Origin of the sequence: Corynebacterium sp. NML180780, assembly GCF_007786415.1 — a bacterium.
GTDB lineage: Bacteria > Actinomycetota > Actinomycetes > Mycobacteriales > Mycobacteriaceae > Corynebacterium > Corynebacterium gottingense.
Genome location: NZ_VNKN01000010.1, coordinates 101,391 through 122,922, shown reverse-complemented (window position 1 = coordinate 122,922; position 21,532 = coordinate 101,391). Strand labels below are relative to the sequence as shown.

At 64.1% G+C, this 21,532-nt stretch carries 18 protein-coding genes; 5 read left to right on the top strand and 13 right to left on the bottom strand.

Going from position 1 to position 21,532, the window contains the following annotated elements:
* Positions 1-20: 20 nt before the first annotated feature.
* Together FPP74_RS08610 and FPP74_RS08605 are read right to left on the bottom strand one after the other, a co-directional pair.
* The gene (locus FPP74_RS08610; protein WP_144717981.1) at positions 21-863 is read right to left on the bottom strand and encodes a sulfurtransferase; all 843 of its coding nucleotides are present in this window, start codon (positions 861-863) and stop codon (positions 21-23) included.
* A gap of 48 nt (positions 864-911) precedes the next feature.
* Complete coding sequence (locus FPP74_RS08605) at positions 912-1,325, bottom strand: DUF4265 domain-containing protein (protein ID WP_095546660.1); 414 nt, start codon at positions 1,323-1,325, stop codon at positions 912-914.
* 146 nt (positions 1,326-1,471) lie between these two features.
* Between FPP74_RS08605 and adhP the strand changes: the two genes are divergently transcribed.
* Positions 1,472-2,503 (top strand): alcohol dehydrogenase AdhP, encoded by a 1,032-nt coding sequence (gene adhP, locus FPP74_RS08600; RefSeq protein WP_144717979.1) that lies wholly within the window; start codon positions 1,472-1,474, stop codon positions 2,501-2,503.
* A 150-nt stretch (positions 2,504-2,653) separates the two neighbouring features.
* Positions 2,654-3,394, top strand: coding sequence for a 3-methyl-2-oxobutanoate hydroxymethyltransferase (gene panB / locus FPP74_RS08595; RefSeq protein WP_255456111.1), 741 nt, complete (start codon positions 2,654-2,656; stop codon positions 3,392-3,394).
* Between the two features lie 3 nt (positions 3,395-3,397).
* On the opposite strand, the gene panC is transcribed toward panB, so the two are convergent.
* The 5 genes from panC to FPP74_RS08570 form a co-directional block, all read right to left on the bottom strand.
* On the bottom strand, positions 3,398-4,195 hold the full coding sequence (gene panC, locus FPP74_RS08590) for a pantoate--beta-alanine ligase (protein WP_095546657.1): 798 nt from the start codon (positions 4,193-4,195) through the stop codon (positions 3,398-3,400).
* A gap of 28 nt (positions 4,196-4,223) precedes the next feature.
* Positions 4,224-4,718, bottom strand: a complete 495-nt coding sequence (locus FPP74_RS08585; protein ID WP_144717977.1) for a DUF4411 family protein — start codon at positions 4,716-4,718, stop codon at positions 4,224-4,226.
* On the bottom strand, positions 4,718-5,872 hold the full coding sequence (locus tag FPP74_RS08580) for an ImmA/IrrE family metallo-endopeptidase (RefSeq protein ID WP_144718007.1): 1,155 nt from the start codon (positions 5,870-5,872) through the stop codon (positions 4,718-4,720). The genes FPP74_RS08585 and FPP74_RS08580 overlap by 1 nt, the downstream gene beginning before the upstream one ends.
* A gap of 233 nt (positions 5,873-6,105) precedes the next feature.
* Complete coding sequence (gene clpB / locus FPP74_RS08575) at positions 6,106-8,661, bottom strand: ATP-dependent chaperone ClpB (protein ID WP_144717975.1); 2,556 nt, start codon at positions 8,659-8,661, stop codon at positions 6,106-6,108.
* A 121-nt stretch (positions 8,662-8,782) separates the two neighbouring features.
* Positions 8,783-10,108 (bottom strand): sodium/glutamate symporter, encoded by a 1,326-nt coding sequence (locus FPP74_RS08570; protein ID WP_095536069.1) that lies wholly within the window; start codon positions 10,106-10,108, stop codon positions 8,783-8,785.
* A 52-nt stretch (positions 10,109-10,160) separates the two neighbouring features.
* Here FPP74_RS08570 and FPP74_RS08565 point away from each other — a divergent pair, with 52 nt between their 5' ends.
* The gene (locus tag FPP74_RS08565; RefSeq protein ID WP_144717973.1) at positions 10,161-11,369 is read left to right on the top strand and encodes a hypothetical protein; all 1,209 of its coding nucleotides are present in this window, start codon (positions 10,161-10,163) and stop codon (positions 11,367-11,369) included.
* Here the strand turns inward: FPP74_RS08565 and FPP74_RS08560 are convergent.
* Positions 11,366-12,523, bottom strand: coding sequence for an HNH endonuclease signature motif containing protein (locus FPP74_RS08560; protein ID WP_186439418.1), 1,158 nt, complete (start codon positions 12,521-12,523; stop codon positions 11,366-11,368). The two genes, FPP74_RS08565 and FPP74_RS08560, sit on opposite strands and share 4 nt — an antisense overlap.
* Before the next feature lie 414 nt (positions 12,524-12,937).
* Positions 12,938-13,768, bottom strand: coding sequence for a carbon-nitrogen hydrolase family protein (locus tag FPP74_RS08555; RefSeq protein ID WP_144717969.1), 831 nt, complete (start codon positions 13,766-13,768; stop codon positions 12,938-12,940).
* A gap of 321 nt (positions 13,769-14,089) precedes the next feature.
* On the opposite strand from FPP74_RS08555, the gene FPP74_RS08550 reads away from it, so the two are divergent.
* A complete protein-coding gene (locus tag FPP74_RS08550) occupies positions 14,090-15,253 on the top strand; it encodes an alpha/beta hydrolase (protein ID WP_144717967.1) in 1,164 nt (387 codons plus the stop codon).
* Positions 15,254-15,301: 48 nt separating this feature from the next.
* Positions 15,302-17,071: a pyruvate dehydrogenase gene (locus tag FPP74_RS08545; protein WP_095554004.1), complete on the top strand. Its 1,770-nt coding sequence runs from the start codon at positions 15,302-15,304 to the stop codon at positions 17,069-17,071.
* Between the two features lie 62 nt (positions 17,072-17,133).
* On the opposite strand, the gene FPP74_RS08540 is transcribed toward FPP74_RS08545, so the two are convergent.
* From FPP74_RS08540 to dnaK, 4 genes are all read right to left on the bottom strand, one after another.
* Entirely contained in the window at positions 17,134-17,544 is a 411-nt protein-coding gene (locus tag FPP74_RS08540) for a heat shock protein transcriptional repressor HspR (RefSeq protein WP_095554003.1), read from the bottom strand.
* A 12-nt stretch (positions 17,545-17,556) separates the two neighbouring features.
* A complete protein-coding gene (gene dnaJ / locus FPP74_RS08535) occupies positions 17,557-18,744 on the bottom strand; it encodes a molecular chaperone DnaJ (protein ID WP_144717965.1) in 1,188 nt (395 codons plus the stop codon).
* A gap of 137 nt (positions 18,745-18,881) precedes the next feature.
* On the bottom strand, positions 18,882-19,538 hold the full coding sequence (gene grpE, locus FPP74_RS08530) for a nucleotide exchange factor GrpE (RefSeq protein ID WP_144717963.1): 657 nt from the start codon (positions 19,536-19,538) through the stop codon (positions 18,882-18,884).
* An 18-nt stretch (positions 19,539-19,556) separates the two neighbouring features.
* Positions 19,557-21,404, bottom strand: coding sequence for a molecular chaperone DnaK (gene dnaK / locus FPP74_RS08525; RefSeq protein ID WP_095536061.1), 1,848 nt, complete (start codon positions 21,402-21,404; stop codon positions 19,557-19,559).
* Positions 21,405-21,532: the final 128 nt, after the last annotated feature.

Here is a 21,532-nt window from a genome sequence, read left to right as displayed (position 1 = left end):
GGTTGAGGGGACGGCGCGGCCTACAGGTCCGTGGCCACCGGATTGGTCTTGTTAGCGCTCCACTGCGACCAGCCGCCGACGTAGTGGGTGACCACCGGCAGACCTACGTGCTCCATCACGGCGAGCAGGAGGGCCGAGTGGTTGCCGGAACCGGAGTAGGCGATGACCTGCGCAGGGTCCGTGTTCTGGGTCAGGCCCACCTGCGCGAAACGATCGCGGATCTGGTCCTCCGGCAGCAGCGTCTGCGACTCCTTGTCAAAGAGGTCGTAGACGGGCAGATTGATGGCACCCGGGATGTGGCCGGCGCGGAGGTCCAGGATTTCTCTGCGGCCGTCGAAGCGGTCGGCCCCGCGGGCGTCGATAAGCAAGCCCTCAAAATCGCGGACTTCCTGCATGGACGCAGTGGGGAGGTTGCCCGGCTGGACTGCCTTGCTGCGCTTGACCACGGGGCTGCCCGGGCCGGCGAGCGAGTCGAAGCCGTTGCGATCCCAGGCAGCGAACCCACCGTCGACGATGTGGACGTCCTCGACGCCCATCCAGCGCAGGATCCACCAGGCGCGGGCTGCGTAGAGGCCAATGCCCTGGTCGTAGATGAAGACGGGGCGGCCGTCCTCGATGCCCCAGCTGTGGATCGCGTGCTCCGCCACTTCCGGCTTGGGCAGTGGGTTGCGGCCGACGCGGCTGCCCGGCATGCCCGCGAGCTGCGCAGCCGGGTCGCAAAACTGCGAGGTCGGGATGTGCTCGGAGAAGTACTTCGACAGCGCCTTCCCCTCCTGTGGTTCCCACAAGGACGCCAAGATGGTGTATTTCTTGCCGGTCTGGATTCGTCGCCGAAGGTCGTCGGCGGAGACAAATACGCTCATGGGCGCCAGTGTAGCGCCGGGACGCCAGGCACACTGCGCGTAAGCACGTTAGGCCATGTAACCCGGCGCTTGTTGGATCGCGCCCTCCGCCTCGAGCCCGTCGAGCCACTCGCGGATCCCCTCGCGCGGGCAGTCCGGGCCGATGCTCGCGGCGAGCATGCCGCCGGGGCCAAGCTCGACGCGGCACCCAAACGCGAGCAGCGTCTCCGCAATCTCGTGCGGCTGCTGGGTCTCGGGCAGGATGCGCATTGTCGACGCCCCACCGCGCACCAGCACGCGGTCCACGTGCCAATTGCCACCCACTCGAACGCACTCAACAATGTCACCAACCGCCAGGGACGTATCCACAAACGGCACACTCGCCACAACGAAGTGGTTCCCGCCCAAACTGTGCGCGGCCAACTGCTCGTTTTCCACACCCGGCATGGCAACGCGGGCGAGGATCTTCGTTGGATACTGCATATCTCGGAGCCTACCGCCCGCGTCAAATGCGTGAGTGCGTTTTGGGACGAGCGGGTGCCGGGGGCACCGCGTTACCCCCAACACATATTCAGCCGTACAATGGTTCGCGTCACATCCATTCTCCGATCCTGAGGAGGCAGACCTTCATGACAACCGCTACTTCCATGCGCGCCGCCGTGGTCAAGGAATTTGGCCCCAAGTTGCACGTAGAAGACATCGACCTACCCACTCCGGGCCCCTTCCAGGCGCTGGTGAAGCTGCACGCCTCTGGCATCTGTCACACCGACCTGCACGCAGCGGAAGGCGACTGGCCGGTGAAACCCGCGCCGCCGTTCGTCCCCGGCCACGAAGGCGTCGGCGAGGTTGTCGAGCTCGGACCGGGCGAGCACCCCGTCCAAGTCGGTGACATGGTCGGCAACGCTTGGCTCTGGTCGTCGTGCGGGGAATGCGAATTCTGCCGCACCGGGCGCGAGACCTACTGCGCTAAAGCCGAGTACGGCGGCTACACCGTCGACGGCTCCTTCGGTCAGTACATGCTGGTAGACACCCGCTACGCGCCGCGCATCCCCGACGGCGCAGACCCGGTGGAGGTCGCACCGATCCTGTGCGCGGGTGTGACCGTCTACAAGGCGCTCAAGGTCACTGAGACCAAGCCCGGCCAGTTCGTGGTGATCTCCGGCATCGGCGGACTCGGCCACGTCGCCGTGCAATACGCCGTCGCGATGGGCATGCGCGTGATCGCCGTCGACATTGCCGACGACAAGCTGGAGCTGGCAAAGAAGCTGGGCGCAGAATTCACGGTCAACGCGAAGGAGCAAGACCCCGCCGAAGCGGTGCAGGCACACACCGAAGGTGGCTCGCACGGGATCGTGGTGACCGCCGTCCACCCGGCCGCCTTCGGTCAGGCCATCGGCATGTGCCGCTCCGACGGCACCATCGTCTTCAACGGCCTGCCGCCGGGAGATTTCCCCGCCCCCATCTTCGACATCGTGCTGCGCGGCATCACCATCCACGGCTCCCTCGTGGGCACCCGCCAGGACATGGCGGAGGCGCTGGACTTCTACGCGCGCGGCAAGGTGGCGCCGCATGTGACCGCCTGCGAGCTTGACGACGTCAACGATGTCTTCGAGCGCATGCGCCAGGGCAAGATCGACGGGCGCATGGCGATTAAGTACTAGGTGCGCCGCTGGCTAAGGCCCTTCGGGGCTTCAGCCGGAACTAAGCGTCACCCAAAATAGACTCGAGCCCGTGACTGGTTATCTTGCTCTCACGAAAAGGTCCGGGTCGCCGACCTTGCACAGAAAAAGGCGTCCGGCGAGAAGTGGGCCATGCTCACCGCCTACGACTACTCCACCGCCCGCGCGTTCGCCCAGGCCGGCATCGAGTGCTTGTTAGTAGGAGACTCGGCCGCGAACGTCGTCTACGGCTACGAGTCCACCAACCAGATCAGCGTTGACGAGATGGTCCACCTCGGCGCCGCAGTGGTGCGCGGGGCGGGCAACGCGCTCGTTGTGATCGACCTGCCCTTCGGCACCTACGAGGCGAGCGACGAACAGTGCGTGCGCACCGCCACCGACATGGTGCGTCGCACCGGCGCGCACATGGTCAAGCTCGAGGGCGGCGTGCGCATCGCCCCGCGCATCCGCGCGCTCAAAAACGCGGGCCTCGCGGTATGCGCACACGTCGGATTCACCCCGCAATCCGTCGACAGCCTCGGCGGCTTCAAGGTCCAGGGGCGCGACGCGGGGGCGGAGCTTTTGCTTGACGACGTCCGCGCAGTCGTCGACGCAGGCGCCGACCTCGTCGTCTTCGAAATGGTTCCCGCGGCGCTCGCTGCGAACATCACGCGCGAGTGTCCGATCCCCACCGTCGGCATCGGGGTCGGCCCGGACACGGATGCGCACGTTCTGGTCTGGCACGACATGGCTGATCTGCCCGCAGGCGATCACCGGGCCCGCTTCGTCCGTCGCTTCGGCACGATCGGCGCCGACCTCACGGACGCGGCCGCTGAGTACAAGCGCGCGGTACACACCGGCGAGTTCCCCGCCGAGGAGCACACCTTCGAGTAGCTGTTAGCCGATCTGGATCGGCGCGTTGTCGAGCAGGCGCGTCGAGCCGACCTTGGCCGCGATCAGCAGGCGGGCCTCGCCGGTAAATCCGGCCGGGAGCTCGGCGAGGTCTGGCGTGGTGGCGACGAGGTAGTCGAGGTGGAGGTCGGGCGTGGCGTCGAGAAGCGAGCGAGCGGCATCGACGCTGCCGGTGGCGATTGCCCTGGGGATGGTGAGGGCGACCTCGCGCTCGGCGGCGCTGAGGTAACGGTTGCGCGACGACAGGGCGAGACCATCGGCATCGCGCACAATCGGACATCCGTGGACGCGGACCGGGAGATGCAGATCATCCACCATCTGGCGGATCAGCGCGAGCTGCTGGTAATCCTTCTCGCCGAAGAACGCGTCGCTAGCTCCCGTGAGCGCGAACAGCTTCGCCACCACCGTGAGCACGCCCGCGAAGTGTGTCGGGCGGGTCGCGCCCTCCAGCACCTCGCCGAGGGGACCCGGCTGGATCGTCGTGCGCGGGCCGTGGGGGTACATCGTCTCAGCCGAAGGCGCGAACACCGCCTCGACGCCCTCCGCCTCCAGCTTGGCCACATCCTCGGCGAGCGTGCGCGGGTACGCGTCCAGGTCCTCGCCCGGCGCGAACTGCAGCGGGTTGACAAAGATGCTCACCACGACAGGGTTGCCCAGCGTTTTTGCTTGCCTGACCAGAGCGAGGTGGCCATCGTGGAGCGCACCCATCGTGGGGACCAGGGAAACGGGGCCGTGGCCGATGGCGTCGGTGAGGGACTCAGGGGTGTGAACGAGGTGTGTCATCGTACTGTTTATGGAACGTGCCAAGCAATTACGGGGATTTCTGCAGGTGCAAGGTGACGCCCGTCTCGCGCATCATCTCAAATGTGTCTGCTGTATCGACACCCATCGCCAAACAGGCATCCGGAATAAGAATCCTTTTCCGTGAGTGCGGTTGTGAGCGCTCATGGGTTACGACCGTATGTTGATGCTCACGAGCGTAAGCAACGAGAAGATAATCGGCGTGATTTCCTACAAAAGCGTTGATGGCTTCCTCCCGGTACGCTCCTGAAACAGCCCACTGAGAAAGCGGCTGGAAGTGCTTCGTCGTTGGCTGATCAATCGCCCTGAACAAACCAGGATTTGCACGCGTCCACTCAGCGAGCTCATCATTGCCCTGTAGGAGTTCATCCTGGACGGCTTCGATACTGCACACCAAATCTTGCCGATACGCGCCTTCGAGCCAATCCCAGAATCCCGGCGCGAGGTCGAAAGCGTAATACCGGTTCTTCGCCTCAATGAGGATGTTGGCGTCGATCAGGAACATCAGGCAACCCCCAATTCTTCCGCAAGATTCTCAAACGTTGCGTGTTTTTTCGTACCAAGTAACTGGTACGCGTCCCGGTACGCAGTGGAGCCTTCCAAAGCGCTCGCGATCACCGCTCGAGAGAAACTGCGACTGAGGCGCAGTGGCTGGGTGTAGTAATAGTTGCCGCCGCCATCGCTGCGTCGCGTATCAAAAAAAGACATGACACGCCGCTTCTCCACTTCATACGCCTTGGTGTATTCATTCCAAGGAAGAACCTTGGCATCATAAAGACGTTTAAGGATCACCAGCGTACTGACGCGATAGGTCCTAGCAAGGCGTTCCAACTCCTCTACGTTCGCGACGCCCTGAAATTCCTCAACCAAAGCATGCATCGGCACAAGCACCTCTGCAGCGACTTGGTTGCACCAGAGCTCAGCCTTAGGACCATCCTTAGCTGTCATGGCGGCTTCCGAGAGTGCGCTGCCACCTAACCAAATGTGTGCCAGCTCGTGAATCAGCGTAAAGATTTGGGCTGCTTTGGTGTCCGCTCCGTTGACAAAGATCAGTGGGGCGAGGGAGTCCGCCAAAGCAAATCCTCGGAACTCACTAGGATCCAGTCTCCGGTGCGGATCGGAACCAACGACACCACTTACCATGACCAAGACGCCGACTCCCTCGATCCGGTCAATCAGCTGACGCAAAGCCTGTTCCCAATTGGGGAAGGTGGCGCGTGCATCAAGACCAAAATCTAACGCGTTCCGAATCTGGCTCGCGACTTTTTCAACTGGCGAATTCAACGTGGCAGCACCAACAAAGGAGACTTCGTCGAAATCGTTCATCAAGGCATGTTCGCGATACCAGTCTTGACGCTGCTGACACTGGTAGATCGTGTCAAGGAGATCTGCCGAGGGTTGCTGAACCCCAATGTTGCCCAACGTCCTCATATCCGGGATTGGAATCGCCTCTACCGGCGGTTCCGGAAGAAAAAGCAAACCCAAAGGCGTATGCGTAGCGTTTGCAAACTTCTTTAATTGTTTGAGTGTGGGGCGTTCTTCTTGAGAGAGCCATAAGTCAAGCTTCGGAGCACGACGAACAGTAGTGTCCTCATCCCAACCACTCCGCCGAACAGCCCAACGAAGAACCTCTGGGGCAACATCCACCCGCACTACCATTCCACTCACCTCCACCGACTTTGTGGATCGACTACGTAGGCATCATCATACGTTTCTTTGACATCCGCCCAGGGGGCCGCAGGCTCCTAAATGGAGCTAGCTCCATTTGACCGACCAGTCAAACCGCGACCTGCGGTTTTGCACTGCCACAGGGTGCAAATGGAGCTAGCTCCTTGTGGACGACAGACGGACTACGGCCCGGAGGCCTGCTCGGCCCCGCCGCCGACACCGACTTACGCAGCGTCGACGGTGAGGTGCTCCCCGCCCTCTGCGACGTCCACGTTGACGGTGTCGCCGTCGCGGACGTAGCCGGCGAGCAGCGCCTTCGCCAGGCGGTCGCCGATGGCCTGCTGGATCAGGCGGCGCAGCGGGCGGGCACCGTAGGCCGGGTCGTAGCCGCGCTCCGCCAGCCAGGCCTTCGCGGCGTCGGAGACGTGGAGCGTGAGGCGCCTGGAAGCGAGACGCTCCGCGAGCGAGCCGAGCTGGATGTCCACGATGCCGACGAGCTGCTCGGACGACAGGGCGTCGAAGACGACGACATCGTCGAGGCGGTTGATGAACTCGGGCTTGAAGTGGTGCTTCACCGCGTCCATGATCTGGTCGTGGCTGCCGCCCGCGCCCAGGTTGGAGGTGAGGATGACCACCGTGTTGCGGAAGTCCACCGTGCGCCCCTGGCCGTCGGTGAGGCGGCCTTCGTCGAGAACCTGCAGGAGGATGTCAAAGACGTCCTGGTGGGCCTTCTCCACCTCGTCGAAAAGCACGAGCGAGTACGGGCGGCGACGAACGGCCTCGGTGAGCTGGCCGCCGGCGTCGTAGCCGACATACCCCGGAGGGGCGCCGACCAGGCGGGAGACGGAGTGCTTCTCGCCGTACTCGGACATGTCGATGCGGACCATCGCGGAATCGTCGTCGAAGAGGAACTCAGCCAGCGCCTTCGCCAACTCGGTCTTGCCCACGCCGGTGGGGCCGAGGAAGAGGAAGGAACCGATCGGGCGGTTCGGGTCAGCGACGCCTGCGCGCGAGCGGCGCACAGCGTCGGACACCGCGTTCACCGCGTCCTTCTGGCCGACCACGCGCCCGGCCAGCAGCTCCTCCATGTGCAGGAGCTTCTCGGTCTCGCCCTGCATCATCTTGCCTGCCGGGATGCCGGTCCAGGAGGACACGACCTCCGCGATCACGTCCGGGGTGACCTCCTCGGTGAGCATCGTCTTCTGGGTCTCGCTGGCGCTCGCCTCCGCGTCCGCGAGCTGCTTCTCCAGCTCGGGGATGCGGCCGTAGCGTAGCTCGGAGACCTTGGCGTAGTCGCCGTCGCGCTCCGCGATCTCAGACTCGTTGCGCAGCCGCTCCAGCTCCTCCTTCGCGGACTGGACCGAGTCGATCTCCGCCTTCTCATTGGACCAGCGAGTTTTCAGCTCGTTCAGCTTTTCACGCTGGTCAGCGAGCTCCTGGCGCAGGTCCACCAGGCGCTGCTGGGACGCCGCGTCGGACTCCTTCTGCAGCGCGATCTCCTCGATCTCCAGTCGGCGGACCACGCGCTCGAGCTCGTCGATCTCCTGCGGCGAGGAGTCGATCTCCATGCGCAGGCGAGAACCGGCCTCATCCACCAGGTCGATCGCCTTGTCCGGCAGGAAACGGTTGGTGATGTAGCGGTTGGACAGCTCGGCGGCCGAGACCAGCGCGGAGTCCTGGATGCGCACGCCGTGGTGCACCTCGTAGCGCTCCTTCAGCCCACGCAGGATGCCAATCGTGTCTTCCACGGTCGGCTCGCCCACGTACACCTGCTGGAAGCGGCGCTCCAAAGCAGCGTCCTTCTCAATGTGCTGGCGGTACTCGTTCAGCGTGGTCGCGCCGACGAGGCGCAGCTCGCCACGGGCCAACATCGGCTTAATCATGTTGCCCGCGTCCATGGCACCCTCGCCGCTCGCGCCGGCGCCAACAATGGTGTGCAGCTCGTCGATAAAGGTGATGATCTCGCCGTCCGCCGACGTGATCTCGTCCAGCACGGCCTTCAGGCGCTCCTCGAACTCGCCGCGGTACTTCGCGCCCGCGACCATGGACCCCAGGTCCAGGGAGATCAGCGTCTTGCCCTTCAGCGACTCCGGGACGTCGCCCGCGACGATGCGGCGGGCTAGGCCCTCCACGATCGCGGTCTTGCCCACGCCGGGTTCGCCGATCAGGACCGGGTTATTCTTCGTGCGGCGGCTCAGTACCTGGACCACGCGGCGGATCTCCGAATCTCGCCCGATCACCGGGTCAATCTTGCCCTCACGGGCGCGTGCGGTCAGGTCGGTGGAGTACTTTTCCAGCGCTTGGAACTGGTCCTCCGGCGTCTCGGTCGTGACCTTCTTGTTGCCGCGGACGGACTGGAACGCAGACTTAATCGCATCGTACGTGGCGCCGCGCTTGGTCAGCAGCTCCGCGGCCTCATCGGTGCCGCGGGCGATGCCGGCGAGGAGTACCTCGGTGGACACGTATTCGTCGCCAAGCTCCCCGGCGAGCTCTTGCGACGCATTAAGCGCGTTGAGCGCATCGCGGTTGAGGTTGGGGTTGGCCATGTTCTGGCCCTCCGCCTTGGGGTAACCGGCGACCAGCTCGCCCGCCTCGCGCGCGACCGTCGCGGGGTCAACGCCCGTGGCTTTGAGGACGGGGGCGGCGATTCCGTCTTCCTGCGTAAGAATTGCCTGCAGCAGGTGCGCCGGGCGAATATCTGGATTCCCTGCCGCGGAGGCCTTCTGCAGCGCCTGCTGGATGGCCTCCTGCGTCTTTGTTGTGGGGGTAAAGGATGCCATGGTCAACATCGTCCTTTCCGTGTGCGTTTATGTTCGTCGTGTTTTATCTCCCGTTTTACTCGGGTCACTTCCTATAACGCACCGGAAGTTGAGTCTGTTCCACTCAACCCTGTTTTGTTGTTTACTCCCGCTTTGCCGGGACCCACTTCGAAGCAAAGGACAGAATCACCACGCCCACGGCCACCGCGAAGGCGATCCAGCCTAAGCCCGTGACAAAGCCGGCGATCACCGCGATGGGCGCGAGGATGGTCATGCCGATCTCAAACGGGGCGAAGCCGACGTACGCCACGCCGTACTCGTTGAGCGTGCCGGACTTCAGCTTCGGGTCGACCATCTTGAGCAGTGCGATACCGGTGGCCACTGCCGCGGTCGCCCAACCCCAGCCGAACAGGCCACGCTCGAGCCAGTTGGTGCCAAAGAACAGCGGGCCCGCCCACAGCATCCACACCACGCAGAACACGGTGCCCAGGACGAACAGGAGCAGGAGCGCCTGCCAGTACCCGGCGAGCGCCGCGGGCACGATCGACGCGATACCGAAGGCAATCATGTAGTCGGTGGCTGCGCCGGAGATGGAGCTAATGGTGTCGCGGTCCAGGTAGTTCGGCCGCCCGACAGCCTTCAGCAGGCCGCGGCCAATCAGGCCCACCACGCACGCCATCGCGAACAGGGGGATGGACACGTTTTCCCACTGCGACTTCACCAGCTGGTTCAGCATGTACGCAATGAGCACGGTAAACACCACGAAACCACCGTGCAGCGCCAGCGGCTCGATGGAGGACGGGTTGGTAGTCGCCTTGCCGATGGAGGGGCGCTCAGATTCGTCGTCAATATAGCCAGTGCGCAGCTCGCGGGGCAGGTCGCCGCTCAGCTCAGCCGCCTTGCCCTTGCGGATGCCCCAGTTTGCCACGATCACGCCGCCAACGATGGCCACCAGTGTGCCCACGGTCGCGGACGTAAAGCCGATGGACGAGGCGTTTTCCACCCCGACCCCCTCCAGCGCGGAACCGACCGCCGCCGCGGTGCCGAACCCGCCGACGAAGCCGACCGGCAGCATCATACCGAACCAGGGCTCCGTGCCAAACAGCGGCGCAAACAGGTACAGGCCCAGCAGGATGAACAGACCCCACTGCCCCATGAACATCGAGGTCGTATACGCCCACATGTTGCGCGCACCCGCGGCCACGGAGCCGCCGAGCTCCATCGAGTACGCCATTGACGCGAACACCACGGCGATCAACAGTGTCGTGTATGTGCCCACGCTGTCCGACCAGCTGATCACCCCGAGCACTTCCTGCCCGAGGACAAGACCGATCAGCCCCGCCGTGATCGGCGCAGGAAGCAGCAACGCCTGTAATACTTTCAGCCGGTTGCGGAGTACGTTGCCAATGATCAGAAGCACCGAGATCCAGCCAATATCAGTCAGCATTGTGTACGGCGTAAATTCCATTGCTGCCACCTACCTTTCCCATTGTTTTAGATGTCACATTACCCTGTAACGCATGAGCTCTTTCCGCACCGCCTCCCGCGAAGCAGCCCAAGTTTTGCTTAACGACGAATCGCTGTCCCGGTCCACACTCTGGACCTACTTCGTTGCTGAATTCCCTGAGGCAACCGGTCTTCTCCCGGCCGGCGTGACGGAAGCAACGCACTCCATGGTGTGCGTGCCGGGGAAGGCGCTGCTGCGCGTCGCCGACACCGCGCCGGACGACGAGTCGGTGGACCCCACCGCTCTCGCCCCGGCCGTCGAGGGGGGTCTGCGGGACTGGGCCCTGCACATGCGCAGGACCGGCTTTCCCTCCGCCGAGTACCCGCGCGCGGCAAAGCTGTACCAGGACCTGATCGCTTCCATGCTCGGCCACGGGCTCGACGAGCGAGTCGCCCGGACGCTGGAGGAGTTCGGCGAGGTCATGCGCAGCGCGGCCGAGCAGGCTGACCAGAAAGGTATTCCGGCGGCCTCCGCCGCCCAGGTCACCTCGGTCATCGAGGCCTCGTCCTTCGAGGGCGCCCCCGCCGCAGCGCGCACCCGCATCGTGCGCCTGGAAACCAGCACGCCCATTCCGTACGAGCCCGGGCAAGTGGTGCCGGTGCTGCAGGCAAACCGCCAGGGCGTGTGGCACGACCTGGCGCCGGCGCTGCCGTACAACGAGCTCGGCCAGCTGGAGTTCCACGTCCGCGAGGAGTTGGACGTGGAAGTGGGCGACTACGTCACGCTGGGCGCAGCTTACGGGACTGCTCCGCTACGTGGCGTCGATAAGCGTCCTGACCACGGGCTCCTCATTGTCGCCGACGGCACGGGCCTGGCGGCGGCGAAGGCGATGGTGTTCGACCTGATGGAGCGCGACGAGCGTCCCGAGGTTGAGCTGATGATCGGCGTGGAGCACGAGGACGAGTTCTATGATCTGCACACGTTTGCCTCGCTGACCTCGAGCTCCGAGGTGCACGATTGGCTCACCATCACCTGTGTTGCGGAGCAGGTGATGGACCCGGAGGACCCGGAGTCGCCCGCGATTGTGGAGGGGCTGCGCCGCGTGTGGATCGGCGTCGAACGGCTCGCATCGGCGACGGGCACTTGGTGGGGCCGCGACGTCGTGGTCTGCGGCAGCGTCGCCCGTTGCACGCTGATCACGGATGCCATGAAGGAAGCTGGCGCGCCGGCACCGACCGTGGTTGCCATGGACGAGGAAGCCGATTGGTTTAACGAGCACTAGCCGAGCCTCTCGTATTCCTCAATCCACAGGTCCTCGTACTCCCTCATCGTCATCGCGTTGTCGTCGCGGTACGGCCGCTGGTACGAGGGCGAGATAAACCGCGTGCCGTCCGGGAAGACGAAGTGAATGTCGTCGGCGTCTTTGATAATCCGCGTGTGCCCCTCCGTCACCAGCGAATGACACACAGAGCACAGCGGCAACAGGTTTTCCATCGTCGTTTCGCCGCCCAGCGCCCAGTCCTCCACGTGGTGAACCTCGATGAACCTGGTATGGGTGCACCCCGGCACCGCGCATTCGCTGCCCCACATTGTCATGAGCGCGTTGAGCTGCGCGTCGTTGGCAAGCCGCGCCGACTTCGACGTGTTGATGATCAGCCCCTGGTCATTCACCTCGTTCACCCGCACGATGGCGTTCGACACGGCGTGGGCAATGCTTATCGACGCCTCTCCCACCCCATTCGGCATATAGGCCCGCCCATCCGTCGTCGTCACGATATTCACGTGCGCTCCCGGCGCGCGCAGTGGGTTCTTCGGCTTGCTGCGCACCACATTGACCATGCCCATAAACGCCGCGAGCATGGCTTTCCCCACCGGCAGGCCGAAGCCGGATTGGTTAGTCATCTCCTTCAGGGCCTCGTCGACGCCGTCCTGTTCCACCACCTCCGCGAGGTCGACGTCGTAGTAGGACAGTTCGCCGATCTTGAGGGCCGCGGCGACCTTCGCCCCTTCCAGGGGGCTGAGGTCCGCCCACAACCCGAATCTGCCGTTCTTCCGCTCCGCAATGCGGACATACGAGGAGGGTTTGCTCTCTCCCTCCTCGCCCTCACGCTGGCGCCACGCGAGCTCGGCTTCAAGCTCGTGGTAGCCGAGCTTGATGGCCAACTCGACGAGCTCGGCCTCATCATTGTGCTTGAGATACGGCAGGAGTAGCCGCACTTTGGAGTAGTTCACGTCTCCCTCGTTGAACGCCTCCGCGAGGAGCGAGTAGCACATGAGATCACGCGCGATGGAGACGTATTCGTGCGCGGTGGATTTTGAAATACCTAGCCGCCGAATGAGCCACTGAGCCGTCGTTGTTGCGCCGAGGCGACGCGCGAGTCGCAGCTTGTCAAAGATGCCGATGTCGCGCAGTAGCGCCGCCTTCTGCCGAGTCATTCGCCCGAAGGTCGATGCAATCCGGTCTGCTAATTGCGTGATTGCGCAGGAGCCAGTAGGTGGATCCTGTTCGACAGCACCATCATCAGCGATAGCATTTTCGATATTTTCAGGACTGGGATGCTTTGGTGATCCGGTCATGATGCGTGGCTCCGTTCATGGGTTGTCGGGGTGTTGGCAATGAAGATAGCACCCCCACCGAACATCGACCTGACCTGCACTTTTATCAAGTTAAGTACGTTAACAACGTTGACGTTCGCTAGCGCGTTGAGTCGCGGCAACCAACGACTGAAGGAAGTCCGCATTGCGGACTTTTCTCAGCATTCTACGTTCGAACAACATGGATTTCGCGCACACCCATTCCAACGTGACTGAACGGAGTCCGCATTGCGGACTTTTCTCAGACGGCGGGCTCTACGACATTCGCGTCGATGCCTCAATATCCACCACCGGAAGCGCGCGGCGGGTTGCGCCAACGGCATCGAGATCAATGTCCGCGACGAGAATTTCCGGTCCGTATCCCGCCTCCTCAACCACGACGCCATCCGGCGCGACGACCACCGAGTGCCCGATCCCGGTCGGCCCCGACTCCTGCCCAGCCTCTCGCTCGAAGTCGGGACGGGCCTGTCCCGCTGCTGCAATGAATACGCCCGAATCAAGTGCGCGCGCACGGGTGAGCAAGCGCCACTGCTCAAGCTTGCCGCCCCCATCCGCCCAGCTCGTTGGCACGACGATCACCTCGGCACCGCGGCGGGCCAGCTCGCGGAACTGCTCCGGGAAACGAATATCAAAGCAGATAGCTACCCCTACGCGTACGCCATCGCAATCGAAAGTCACGAGCCGCTCCCCCGCTTTGACGGTGTCAGATTCGCGATAGTCGAACGCGTCGTAGGTATGAATCTTGTCGTAACCCAGGTGCACGCCTGCACCCGTAATGAGCGCCGTGTTGTAAACCCGATTGATCGTCTTCCCGTTCACCTCGCGGGAATCCGCGGGCCGAAACATCCCCGCCACAATGGTTACCCCAGCGTCCGCCGCGAGCTGCCGGAGTGCGGTGGCGAACTCACCATCCAGCCCCTCAGCCTGCACATCCAAGCGCCCCTGCCCGAAGGCCTGGCTCGTCGCCTCCGGCAACACAATCAGGCTCGCCCCCTGCTCGGCCGCCTCTCGAATGAGCGGCGACACCTTAGCCAGGTTTTCGCGCACGTCAGGGCCGGTGGTGGTTTGAATGCAAGCAAGTTTCATGCATCCAATGCTAAACATTTTCAAATTTGTTTGCCCTACCCATTGATTCGGTTGTTACGGTTGTATAGGGTTACACCATGAACTTTTTACACCTTACGCAATCCACAGCTTCCACCGCCCGCGCTCACACACCGCCGGACCTCACCCATTATGACCCACGCCTTTCCCCATCATCCACCGCAAACGCGTTATCCGCAGTCTGTTCACACCACACGTTAGCCATGCAGCACACCACCGGCGGGATCCACACACACCTCGAGCAGGTTGCCCGCTTTGCCGACCGCGTCTGCGACCTCGACAGCACCATCGCCGGGAGGCTCGATGCGCACCGATAGCGCTATCTACCAGCCCACACTCTTCCCCGACGAGTTGCGCCGGGCAGCGGATGAGGTGCGGGAGGAGCTGTGTGGCGTCGAGAAGCAACTGCTCAATGCGCGCCAGGCCAGCGAAGCTTTGGTTCGATCCGGCTTCGAAGGCCCTGCGGCGAACGCATCGAATGCGACCCTTGACGCGTACGCGGCTGAGCTGGAAACGCAACGGGCGAACCTCGAGCGGGTTCGTGCAATTCTGCAGGTTGCCGCTTTGGCACACGCCTGCTTGGACGCGGTGGCGGAGGTGGCGATTCGGGCGGGGCACCACCAACTCATCCAGTGGCTCAACCGCCGATCCCAGGCGCTCGACCGCGAAACCGCGGATGCGCTGCGCACGAACGTGCCGCTCCATACTATTGACGGACTCTTCGCCCACCCCGACGACTCACTCGAGCAGGTCCACGCGCGGCACACCGCGACCGTCCCCGCCGCGACGCTGCAGACCGTCGAAGCCAGCGGCGGCACCATCTTGGAAGCCGGTCCGGCGAGCACCACCGTGATGATTGGTAACACCGTCGCGCCCGAGCGAGTGATCACCATGGTCGCCGGCACGCACACCGGCAAGCCGGAGGACTTGGGCGGCGAGCTCGAGAAGGCACAACGCATCGCCGCGCGCACCGGCGCGTCCGTCGTCGTCTGGCAGGGCTACGGCCCGCCCGCCAACATCCCCGACGCGGGTGCGCAGATCAACGCCGTGCGCGGCGCGGACAACCTCGCGCAGTTCCAAGCCGCCCTCGAGTCCCGCTTCCCCAGCGCCCAAAAGACGATCGTCGCGCATAGCTACGGCACGCTCGTCCCCACACTTGCCGCCGCCGAGCATGGATTGCTTGTCGACGACCTGTGGCTCCTCGGCAGCGCCGGGGTCGCTGGCGACAGCGTGGACGACTTGGCGCTCGCGGGGCCGGACTCCGCCGTGTTCGTTGTGGACTCGCCGGACGACATCATCCTCACCCTGCGTTCGGGTCCGGATGCTGCGCTGGGGGCCTCGCCGTCGTCGCCAAGCTATGGCGCCACCCCTATCGAGGGCGTGACCGGGAGCCATACAGACTATTTCACAGACCCAGCGTTCCTGTCCGCCTTAGCACAAGAAGGCGGACAATACGGGCGTTTTTAGGTATCATGTTTTGCGTTTAGTGATTCATCACCCAATAGGAGGGAATCCATGGCACAAAACTTTGCAGAAAACGTCGTAGCTAAGCTCGAAGAACTCGGCATCAAGCGCATCTACGGGCTGGTCGGCGACTCGCTAAATCCGCTGTCGGATGCAGTGCGCCAGAGCGACATCGAATGGGTCCACGTCCGCAACGAGGAGGCCGCCGCGTTCGCCGCTGGCGCTGACTCGCTCGCCGCCGATGAGCTCGCCGTGTGCGGCGCATCCTGCGGCCCGGGCAACACCCACTTCGTGCAGGGCCTGTACGAGTCGCACCGCAACGGCTCCAAGGTTCTGGCAATCGCTTCCCACATCCCGACCATGGAGATCGGCTCCTCCTTCTTCCAGGAGACCCACCCCGAGCTGCTCTTCCAGGAGTGCTCCTCCTACTGCGAGGTCGTCCACAACCCGGACCAGGGCATGCGCGTGTTCCACAACGCTGTACAGAACACCCTGGCTGGCAACGGCGTGTCCGTGATGGTCGTGCCCGGCGACGTCTTCGCCGCCGACGTCACCGACGGCCCGCACACCGCAGACTCCGTCTACGCCACCGGCGCCAAGAAGCGCGTGTTCCCGGATCCGCACGAGGCCGCTCGCCTCGTCGAGGCCATCAACAACGCCGAGAAGGTCACCATCTTCGCCGGCTGGGGCGCTCGTGACGCCCGCGACGAAGTCTTCGCCCTGGCGGAGAAGATCAAGGCGCCGATCGGCCACTCCTTCCGCGGCAAGATGTACTTCGAGCACGACAATCCGTACGACGTCGGCATGTCCGGCCTGCTCGGCTACGGCGCGTGCCTGGACGCCATGGACGAGTCCGACCTGTTCATCATGGTCGGCACCGACTTCCCGTACTCCGACTGGCTGCCGGACGAGAACGTCGCGCAGATTGACATCGACGGCAGCCACATCGGCCGCCGCACCAAGGTCGACTACCCGGTCGTCGGTGACGTGAAGAGCGTCATTGAAAACATTCTCCCGCACATCGAGGAGAACAAGGACCGCAAATTCCTGGACAAGATGCTCAAGCGCCACTACCAGCTGCTCGAGCACGTGGTGAACAACTACACCAAGAAGGCAGCCGAGTCCACGAAACCGATCCACCCGGAGCTGGCAGCCTCCGTGCTGGACGAGCTGGCTGATGACGACGCCTACTTCACCGTCGACACCGGCATGTGCAACGTCTGGTCCTCGCGCTACCTCACCCCGAACGGCAAACGCGACGAGGCCGCGTCCTTCCTCCACGGCACCATGGCCAACGCACTGCCGATGGCCATCGGTGTGCAGGCAGCTTTCCCGGACCGCCAGGTCATCTCCTGGTCCGGCGACGGCGGCCTGGGCATGCTCATGGGCGAGCTGCTCACCATCAAGCTGCACCAGCTGCCGGTGAAGGTCATGTGCTTCAACAACTCCTCCCTCGGCATGGTCAAGCTCGAGATGATGGTTCAGGGCATGCCGTACTTCGGCACCGACCACGAGGAAGCCAACTACGCCGAGATTGCCAAGGGCGTTGGCATCAAGTCCTTCCGTGTGGAGGACCCGGACGACCTCAAGCCGGTGATCAAGGAGGCCCTGGAGTACGACGGCCCGGCCCTCGTTGACATTGTCACGGACCCGAACGCGCTCTCCCTGCCGCCGGGGATTACCTGGGACATGATGAAGGGCTTCACCAAGTCCGGCGCCCGCACCGCCTTCCTCGAAGGCGGCGTCGGCCGACTGTTTGACCTGGCCAAGTCCAACCTGCGCCACATCGGCGGCGCAGCGGCCATCGAGTTCGGCGGCTAGTCCGGACGCACGAAAAAAGGGGACGCGGTCAGATCGACTGCGTCCCCTTTTTGCTGTCGCGGTTAGGGTTGTGCGCGGCGGCGTCGAGAAGCTGCGGGCTCCCACGTCACCACCGCTGTCGAGCGCGGCACGTGCACGAGCTCGCCGCCGCGGGCGGGGCGGGACTCGAGGCGCTTGCGCAGCTGGGTGTTCTCCTCGTGCTTCGCGGCCAGCTCTTCCTGCAACTCATCGATCTGCTCGGTGAGCTGGATAATCGTCTTGATGCCGGCCAGGTTCACGCCGTCCTCCTGGGACAGCTGCTGGATCCGGCGCAGCAACGAGATGTCGCGGCGCGAGTAGCGGCGCCCGCCGCCGCGCGTGCGCATCGGGGTGACCAGGCCCATCCTGTCGTAGGTGCGCAGCGTCTGGGCGTGCATGCCGGTCAACTCCGCGGCCACGGAAATCACGAAGTACTGCTCGGTTTCCCTCGACACGTGGCTCACCTCCTACTGTGCGCCGGCCCACCCGGCGCGCGGGTCAAAGCCGGAGTCTCGCTCCGCCTGGTGGTAGGTGCGCAGCGCGCTGGTTGCGGCCGCATCCAGGTCGTCGGGCACCTTTACCTCGACGGTGACCAGCAGGTCGCCGGCCTTGCCGGACTTCTTCGGCACGCCGCGGCCCTTCACGCGCAGGGTGCGCCCGTTCGGGGTGCCTGCGGGGATCTTCACGCGGACGCGCTTCTCCAACGTCGGCACCGTCACGGTGCCGCCGAGGGCGAGCTCGCCGAAGGACACGGGAACCGTGACTTCCAGGTCGTCGCCGGAGCGGGTGAAGACGGCGTCGTCACGCACGTGCACGCTGACAAACAGGTCGCCCGCGGGCGTCCCGTTCGGCCCCGCCTCGCCCTGCCCGGCCAGGCGCACCTTCTGCCCGTCGACCACGCCGGCGGGGATCCGCACCGTGATCGTGCGGGCGCGACGCACGGTGCCAGTGCCGCGGCAGGTGGGGCAGGGATCCTCGATGATCTCGCCCGTGCCCTGGCACTCCGGGCACGGCCGGGCCATGCCGAACGCGCCGTTGTTCTCCCGGATGTAGCCCGAGCCGGAGCAGTGGCTGCACCGGTGGGTCTTGCCGTCCTTGGAGCCGGAGCCGTGGCAGGTGGTGCACGGCGCGTCGCCAGTCAGCTCGACGGGGAAGGTGGTGCCCTTCGCCGCCTCGCGGAAGTCGAGCGTTATTTCCGTTTCGACGTCGGCCCCCCGCGACGGCCGAGCGTTCCTGCCAGCACCGCCGCCGCGGTTAAAGAGGCCACCGAAGAGATCACCAATGCCGCCGTCTCCAGCTTGTCCAGCACCGGCGTTTCCGAAGATGTCTGAGAATCCGGAGTAGTCCGAGAAGTCCGTCTGCGTCGTGCGAAACCCGCCGGGAAACCCGGTACCACCTCCCCCGAAGCGCCCAGCACCCATCATGGACTTGAACTGATCGTATTCCTTGCGTCGGTGCTCGTCACCGAGGACGTCGTACGCCTCCGCCACGCGCTTGAACTTCTCCTCCGCAGCTTTGTCGCCGGGGTGAGAATCCGGGTGGTTTTCGCGTGCGAGTTTGCGGTACGCCTTCTTAATGTCTGCAGCCGAGGCGCTTGAGGAGACCCCGAGGTCACCGTAGTAGTCCTTGCCTGCCCATTCCTGTTGCATTGCCATCTCGCACCCTCCTTTCACGCAATGTTAGTGCGTTGCTCTCGAGTCATTCTGTTGTTCTACGAAAAGGGCCGGGGAAGAGTCCGCTTCGTTGTCGCTTCCTCGTTCCCCGGCCTCGAGCCGTTGGGCCGATCGTGGCCCTAGGCGTTGTCTGCTGCGTTGTCTTCTGCGCCGCCCTCAGCGTTGTCCGCAGGGTCCGCGATGATCACCATCGCGTTGCGGATCAGGCGCTCGCCGACGCGGTAGCCCTTGCGCAGCACCGTCCCGACGACCTGCTCGCCGCCGGAGGACAAGTCCTGCACTGCCTCGTGAATCTCCGGGTTGAAGGGCTCACCCTCCGCACCGAAGGCCTCGACTTTTTGGTTGGCCAGCACGCCGCGGAACTTGTCGGCGAAGGACTTCAGCGGCCCTTCGTTCAGGTCGCCGTGCTGGTCGGCCAGGTCAAGGTCATCCAGCAGCGGCAGCAGCTCGCTGGCAAACTTTACCTTCGCGTGGTCCGCGATCTGGCCGCGCTCGCGATCGGTCCGGCGGCGGTAGTTCGCGTACTCGGCGCTCACTCGCTGCAGGTCCTCGGTGCGCTCGGCCAGTTGCTTTTCGACGGAGTCGCCCTCCTCGACAACCTCCTCGGCGGCTTCGCCGTCGAGGCTGGCCTCAATGTCGGCGAGTTCCTCGTCGACGCTCTGGGCGCCCGCGGCTTCTTCCGCGGCCGCTTCAGCCTCGTCGGGGGTGACGAACTGCTCGTCGGTGTTCTCCGGTGCGCCCGGATCTTCCGGCATCTGCGGGTTCGGGTTCGTCATAACCTGACCACTCCTGACTTACTTGTTGTCGGAGTCGTTGGACTCCTCAGCGTCGTCCTCGACAACCTCGGCGTCAACAACGTTGTCGTCGCCTGCGGCGGCGTCGGCCTGGGTTGCGCCCTCGTTGGCCTGTGCCTCGTAGAGGACCTTGCCCAGCTCCTGGGACTCGGTGTTCAGCTTCTCCACGGCGGACTTCACGGCCTCGAGGTCGTCGCCCTTGAGCGCCTCGTCCACGGCATCTGCAGCCTCGGTGACGCGGGTCTTCAGGTCCTCCGGCAGCTTGTCGGAGTTCTCATCCATAAACTTGCGCGTCTGGTAAGCGGCGGTCTCCGCGTTGTTGCGGGTCTCCTGCTCCTCGCGACGCTTCTTGTCCTCCTCCGCGTGCTGCTCGGCGTCCTTGACCATGCGGTCGATCTCCTCCTGGGACAGACCGGAGCCGTCCTGGATCTTGATCGTGTTCTCCTTGCCGGTGGCCTTGTCCTTCGCGGACACGGAGACGATGCCGTTTGCGTCGATGTCGAAGGTAACCTCGATCTGCGGCACACCGCGCGGCGCCGGAGCGATGCCTGCCAGCTCGAAGGAGCCGAGCAGCTTGTTCGCAGACGCCATCTCGCGCTCGCCCTGGAAGACCTGGATCTGCACGCTGGGCTGGTTGTCCTCAGCGGTGGTGAAGGTCTCGGAACGCTTCGTCGGGATGGTGGTGTTGCGCTCGATCAGCTTGGTCATCACGCCGCCCTTGGTCTCGATGCCCAGGGAGAGCGGGGTGACGTCGAGAAGCAGCACGTCCTTGACGTCGCCACGGAGCACGCCAGCCTGCAGGGCTGCGCCGAGGGCCACAACCTCGTCCGGGTTCACGGACTTGTTCGGGTCCTTGCCGGTCAGCTCCTTGACCAGGTCAGTCACGGCCGGCATACGGGTGGAGCCACCGACCAGGACGACGTGGTTGATGTCGCCGACCGAGAGGCCAGCGTCCTTGATCACCTGGTTGAACGGGGACTTGGTGCGGTCCAGCAGGTCAGAGGTGATCTTCTGGAACTCGGTGCGGGTCAGGGTCTCGTCCAGGAAGAGCGGGTTCTTCTCGGAGTCAACGGTGATGTACGGCAGGTTGATGGAGGCCTGCTGGGAGGAGGACAGCTCGATCTTTGCCTTCTCCGCAGCCTCGCGCAGACGCTGCATTGCCATCTTGTCCTTGGACAGGTCCACGCCCTGTGCAGACTTGAACTTGTCTACCAGCCACTCGACGATGCGGTTGTCCCAGTCATCGCCGCCCAGCTCGTTGTCACCAGCGGTAGCGAGGACCTCCACGACGCCGTCGCCGATCTCCAGCAGGGAGACGTCGAAGGTGCCGCCGCCCAAGTCGAAGACCAGGATGGTCTGCTCGGAGTCGTTCTTCTCCAGGCCGTACGCCAGCGCAGCCGCGGTCGGCTCGTTGACAATACGCAGGACGTTCAGGCCCGCAATCTGGCCGGCCTCTTTGGTGGCCTGGCGCTGTGCGTCCTCGAAGTATGCCGGGACAGTAATGACCGCGTCAGTCACCTCGTCGCCCAGGTACGCCTCCGCGTCGCGCTTCAGCTTCATCAGCGTACGAGCGGAGATCTCCTGCGGGGTGTAGTCCTTATCATCAATGTTGATGGTCCAGTCATCGCCCATGTGGCGCTTGACGGAGCGGATCGTACGGTCAACGTTGGTCACCGCCTGGTTCTTTGCGGACTGACCAACCAGCACCTCGCCGTTCTTCGCAAACGCGACAACGGACGGGGTGGTGCGGGAACCCTCGGCGTTCGCGATAACGACCGGCTCGCCGCCCTCCAGGACGGAGACGACCGAGTTCGTGGTGCCAAGGTCAATACCTACTGCGCGTGCCATGTTGCATTCCTCCTGTAAACGTGGGGTTTATCAATAAGTTGATGTGCTGTGACTCAACTTCACGGCAACCACTGTAACAGATGATCTGCCACTCTTGAGTCCGTCGCACTCAATCCTTACAACGGCGC

Bases quoted from the DNA above. Each gene is read 5' to 3' on its own strand.
- FPP74_RS08610 (WP_144717981.1), bottom strand. From the start codon at position 863: ATGAGCGTATTTGTCTCCGCCGACGACCTTCGGCGACGAATCCAGACC.
- FPP74_RS08605 (WP_095546660.1), bottom strand. From the start codon at position 1,325: ATGCAGTATCCAACGAAGATCCTCGCCCGCGTTGCCATGCCGGGTGTG.
- adhP (WP_144717979.1), top strand. From the start codon at position 1,472: ATGACAACCGCTACTTCCATGCGCGCCGCCGTGGTCAAGGAATTTGGC.
- panB (WP_255456111.1), top strand. From the start codon at position 2,654: ATGCTCACCGCCTACGACTACTCCACCGCCCGCGCGTTCGCCCAGGCC.
- panC (WP_095546657.1), bottom strand. From the start codon at position 4,195: ATGACACACCTCGTTCACACCCCTGAGTCCCTCACCGACGCCATCGGC.
- FPP74_RS08585 (WP_144717977.1), bottom strand. From the start codon at position 4,718: ATGTTCCTGATCGACGCCAACATCCTCATTGAGGCGAAGAACCGGTAT.
- FPP74_RS08580 (WP_144718007.1), bottom strand. From the start codon at position 5,872: ATGGTAGTGCGGGTGGATGTTGCCCCAGAGGTTCTTCGTTGGGCTGTT.
- clpB (WP_144717975.1), bottom strand. From the start codon at position 8,661: ATGGCATCCTTTACCCCCACAACAAAGACGCAGGAGGCCATCCAGCAG.
- FPP74_RS08570 (WP_095536069.1), bottom strand. From the start codon at position 10,108: ATGGAATTTACGCCGTACACAATGCTGACTGATATTGGCTGGATCTCG.
- FPP74_RS08565 (WP_144717973.1), top strand. From the start codon at position 10,161: ATGAGCTCTTTCCGCACCGCCTCCCGCGAAGCAGCCCAAGTTTTGCTT.
- FPP74_RS08560 (WP_186439418.1), bottom strand. From the start codon at position 12,523: ATGACTCGGCAGAAGGCGGCGCTACTGCGCGACATCGGCATCTTTGAC.
- FPP74_RS08555 (WP_144717969.1), bottom strand. From the start codon at position 13,768: ATGAAACTTGCTTGCATTCAAACCACCACCGGCCCTGACGTGCGCGAA.
- FPP74_RS08550 (WP_144717967.1), top strand. From the start codon at position 14,090: ATGCGCACCGATAGCGCTATCTACCAGCCCACACTCTTCCCCGACGAG.
- FPP74_RS08545 (WP_095554004.1), top strand. From the start codon at position 15,302: ATGGCACAAAACTTTGCAGAAAACGTCGTAGCTAAGCTCGAAGAACTC.
- dnaJ (WP_144717965.1), bottom strand. From the start codon at position 18,744: ATGGCAATGCAACAGGAATGGGCAGGCAAGGACTACTACGGTGACCTC.
- grpE (WP_144717963.1), bottom strand. From the start codon at position 19,538: ATGACGAACCCGAACCCGCAGATGCCGGAAGATCCGGGCGCACCGGAG.
- dnaK (WP_095536061.1), bottom strand. From the start codon at position 21,404: ATGGCACGCGCAGTAGGTATTGACCTTGGCACCACGAACTCGGTCGTC.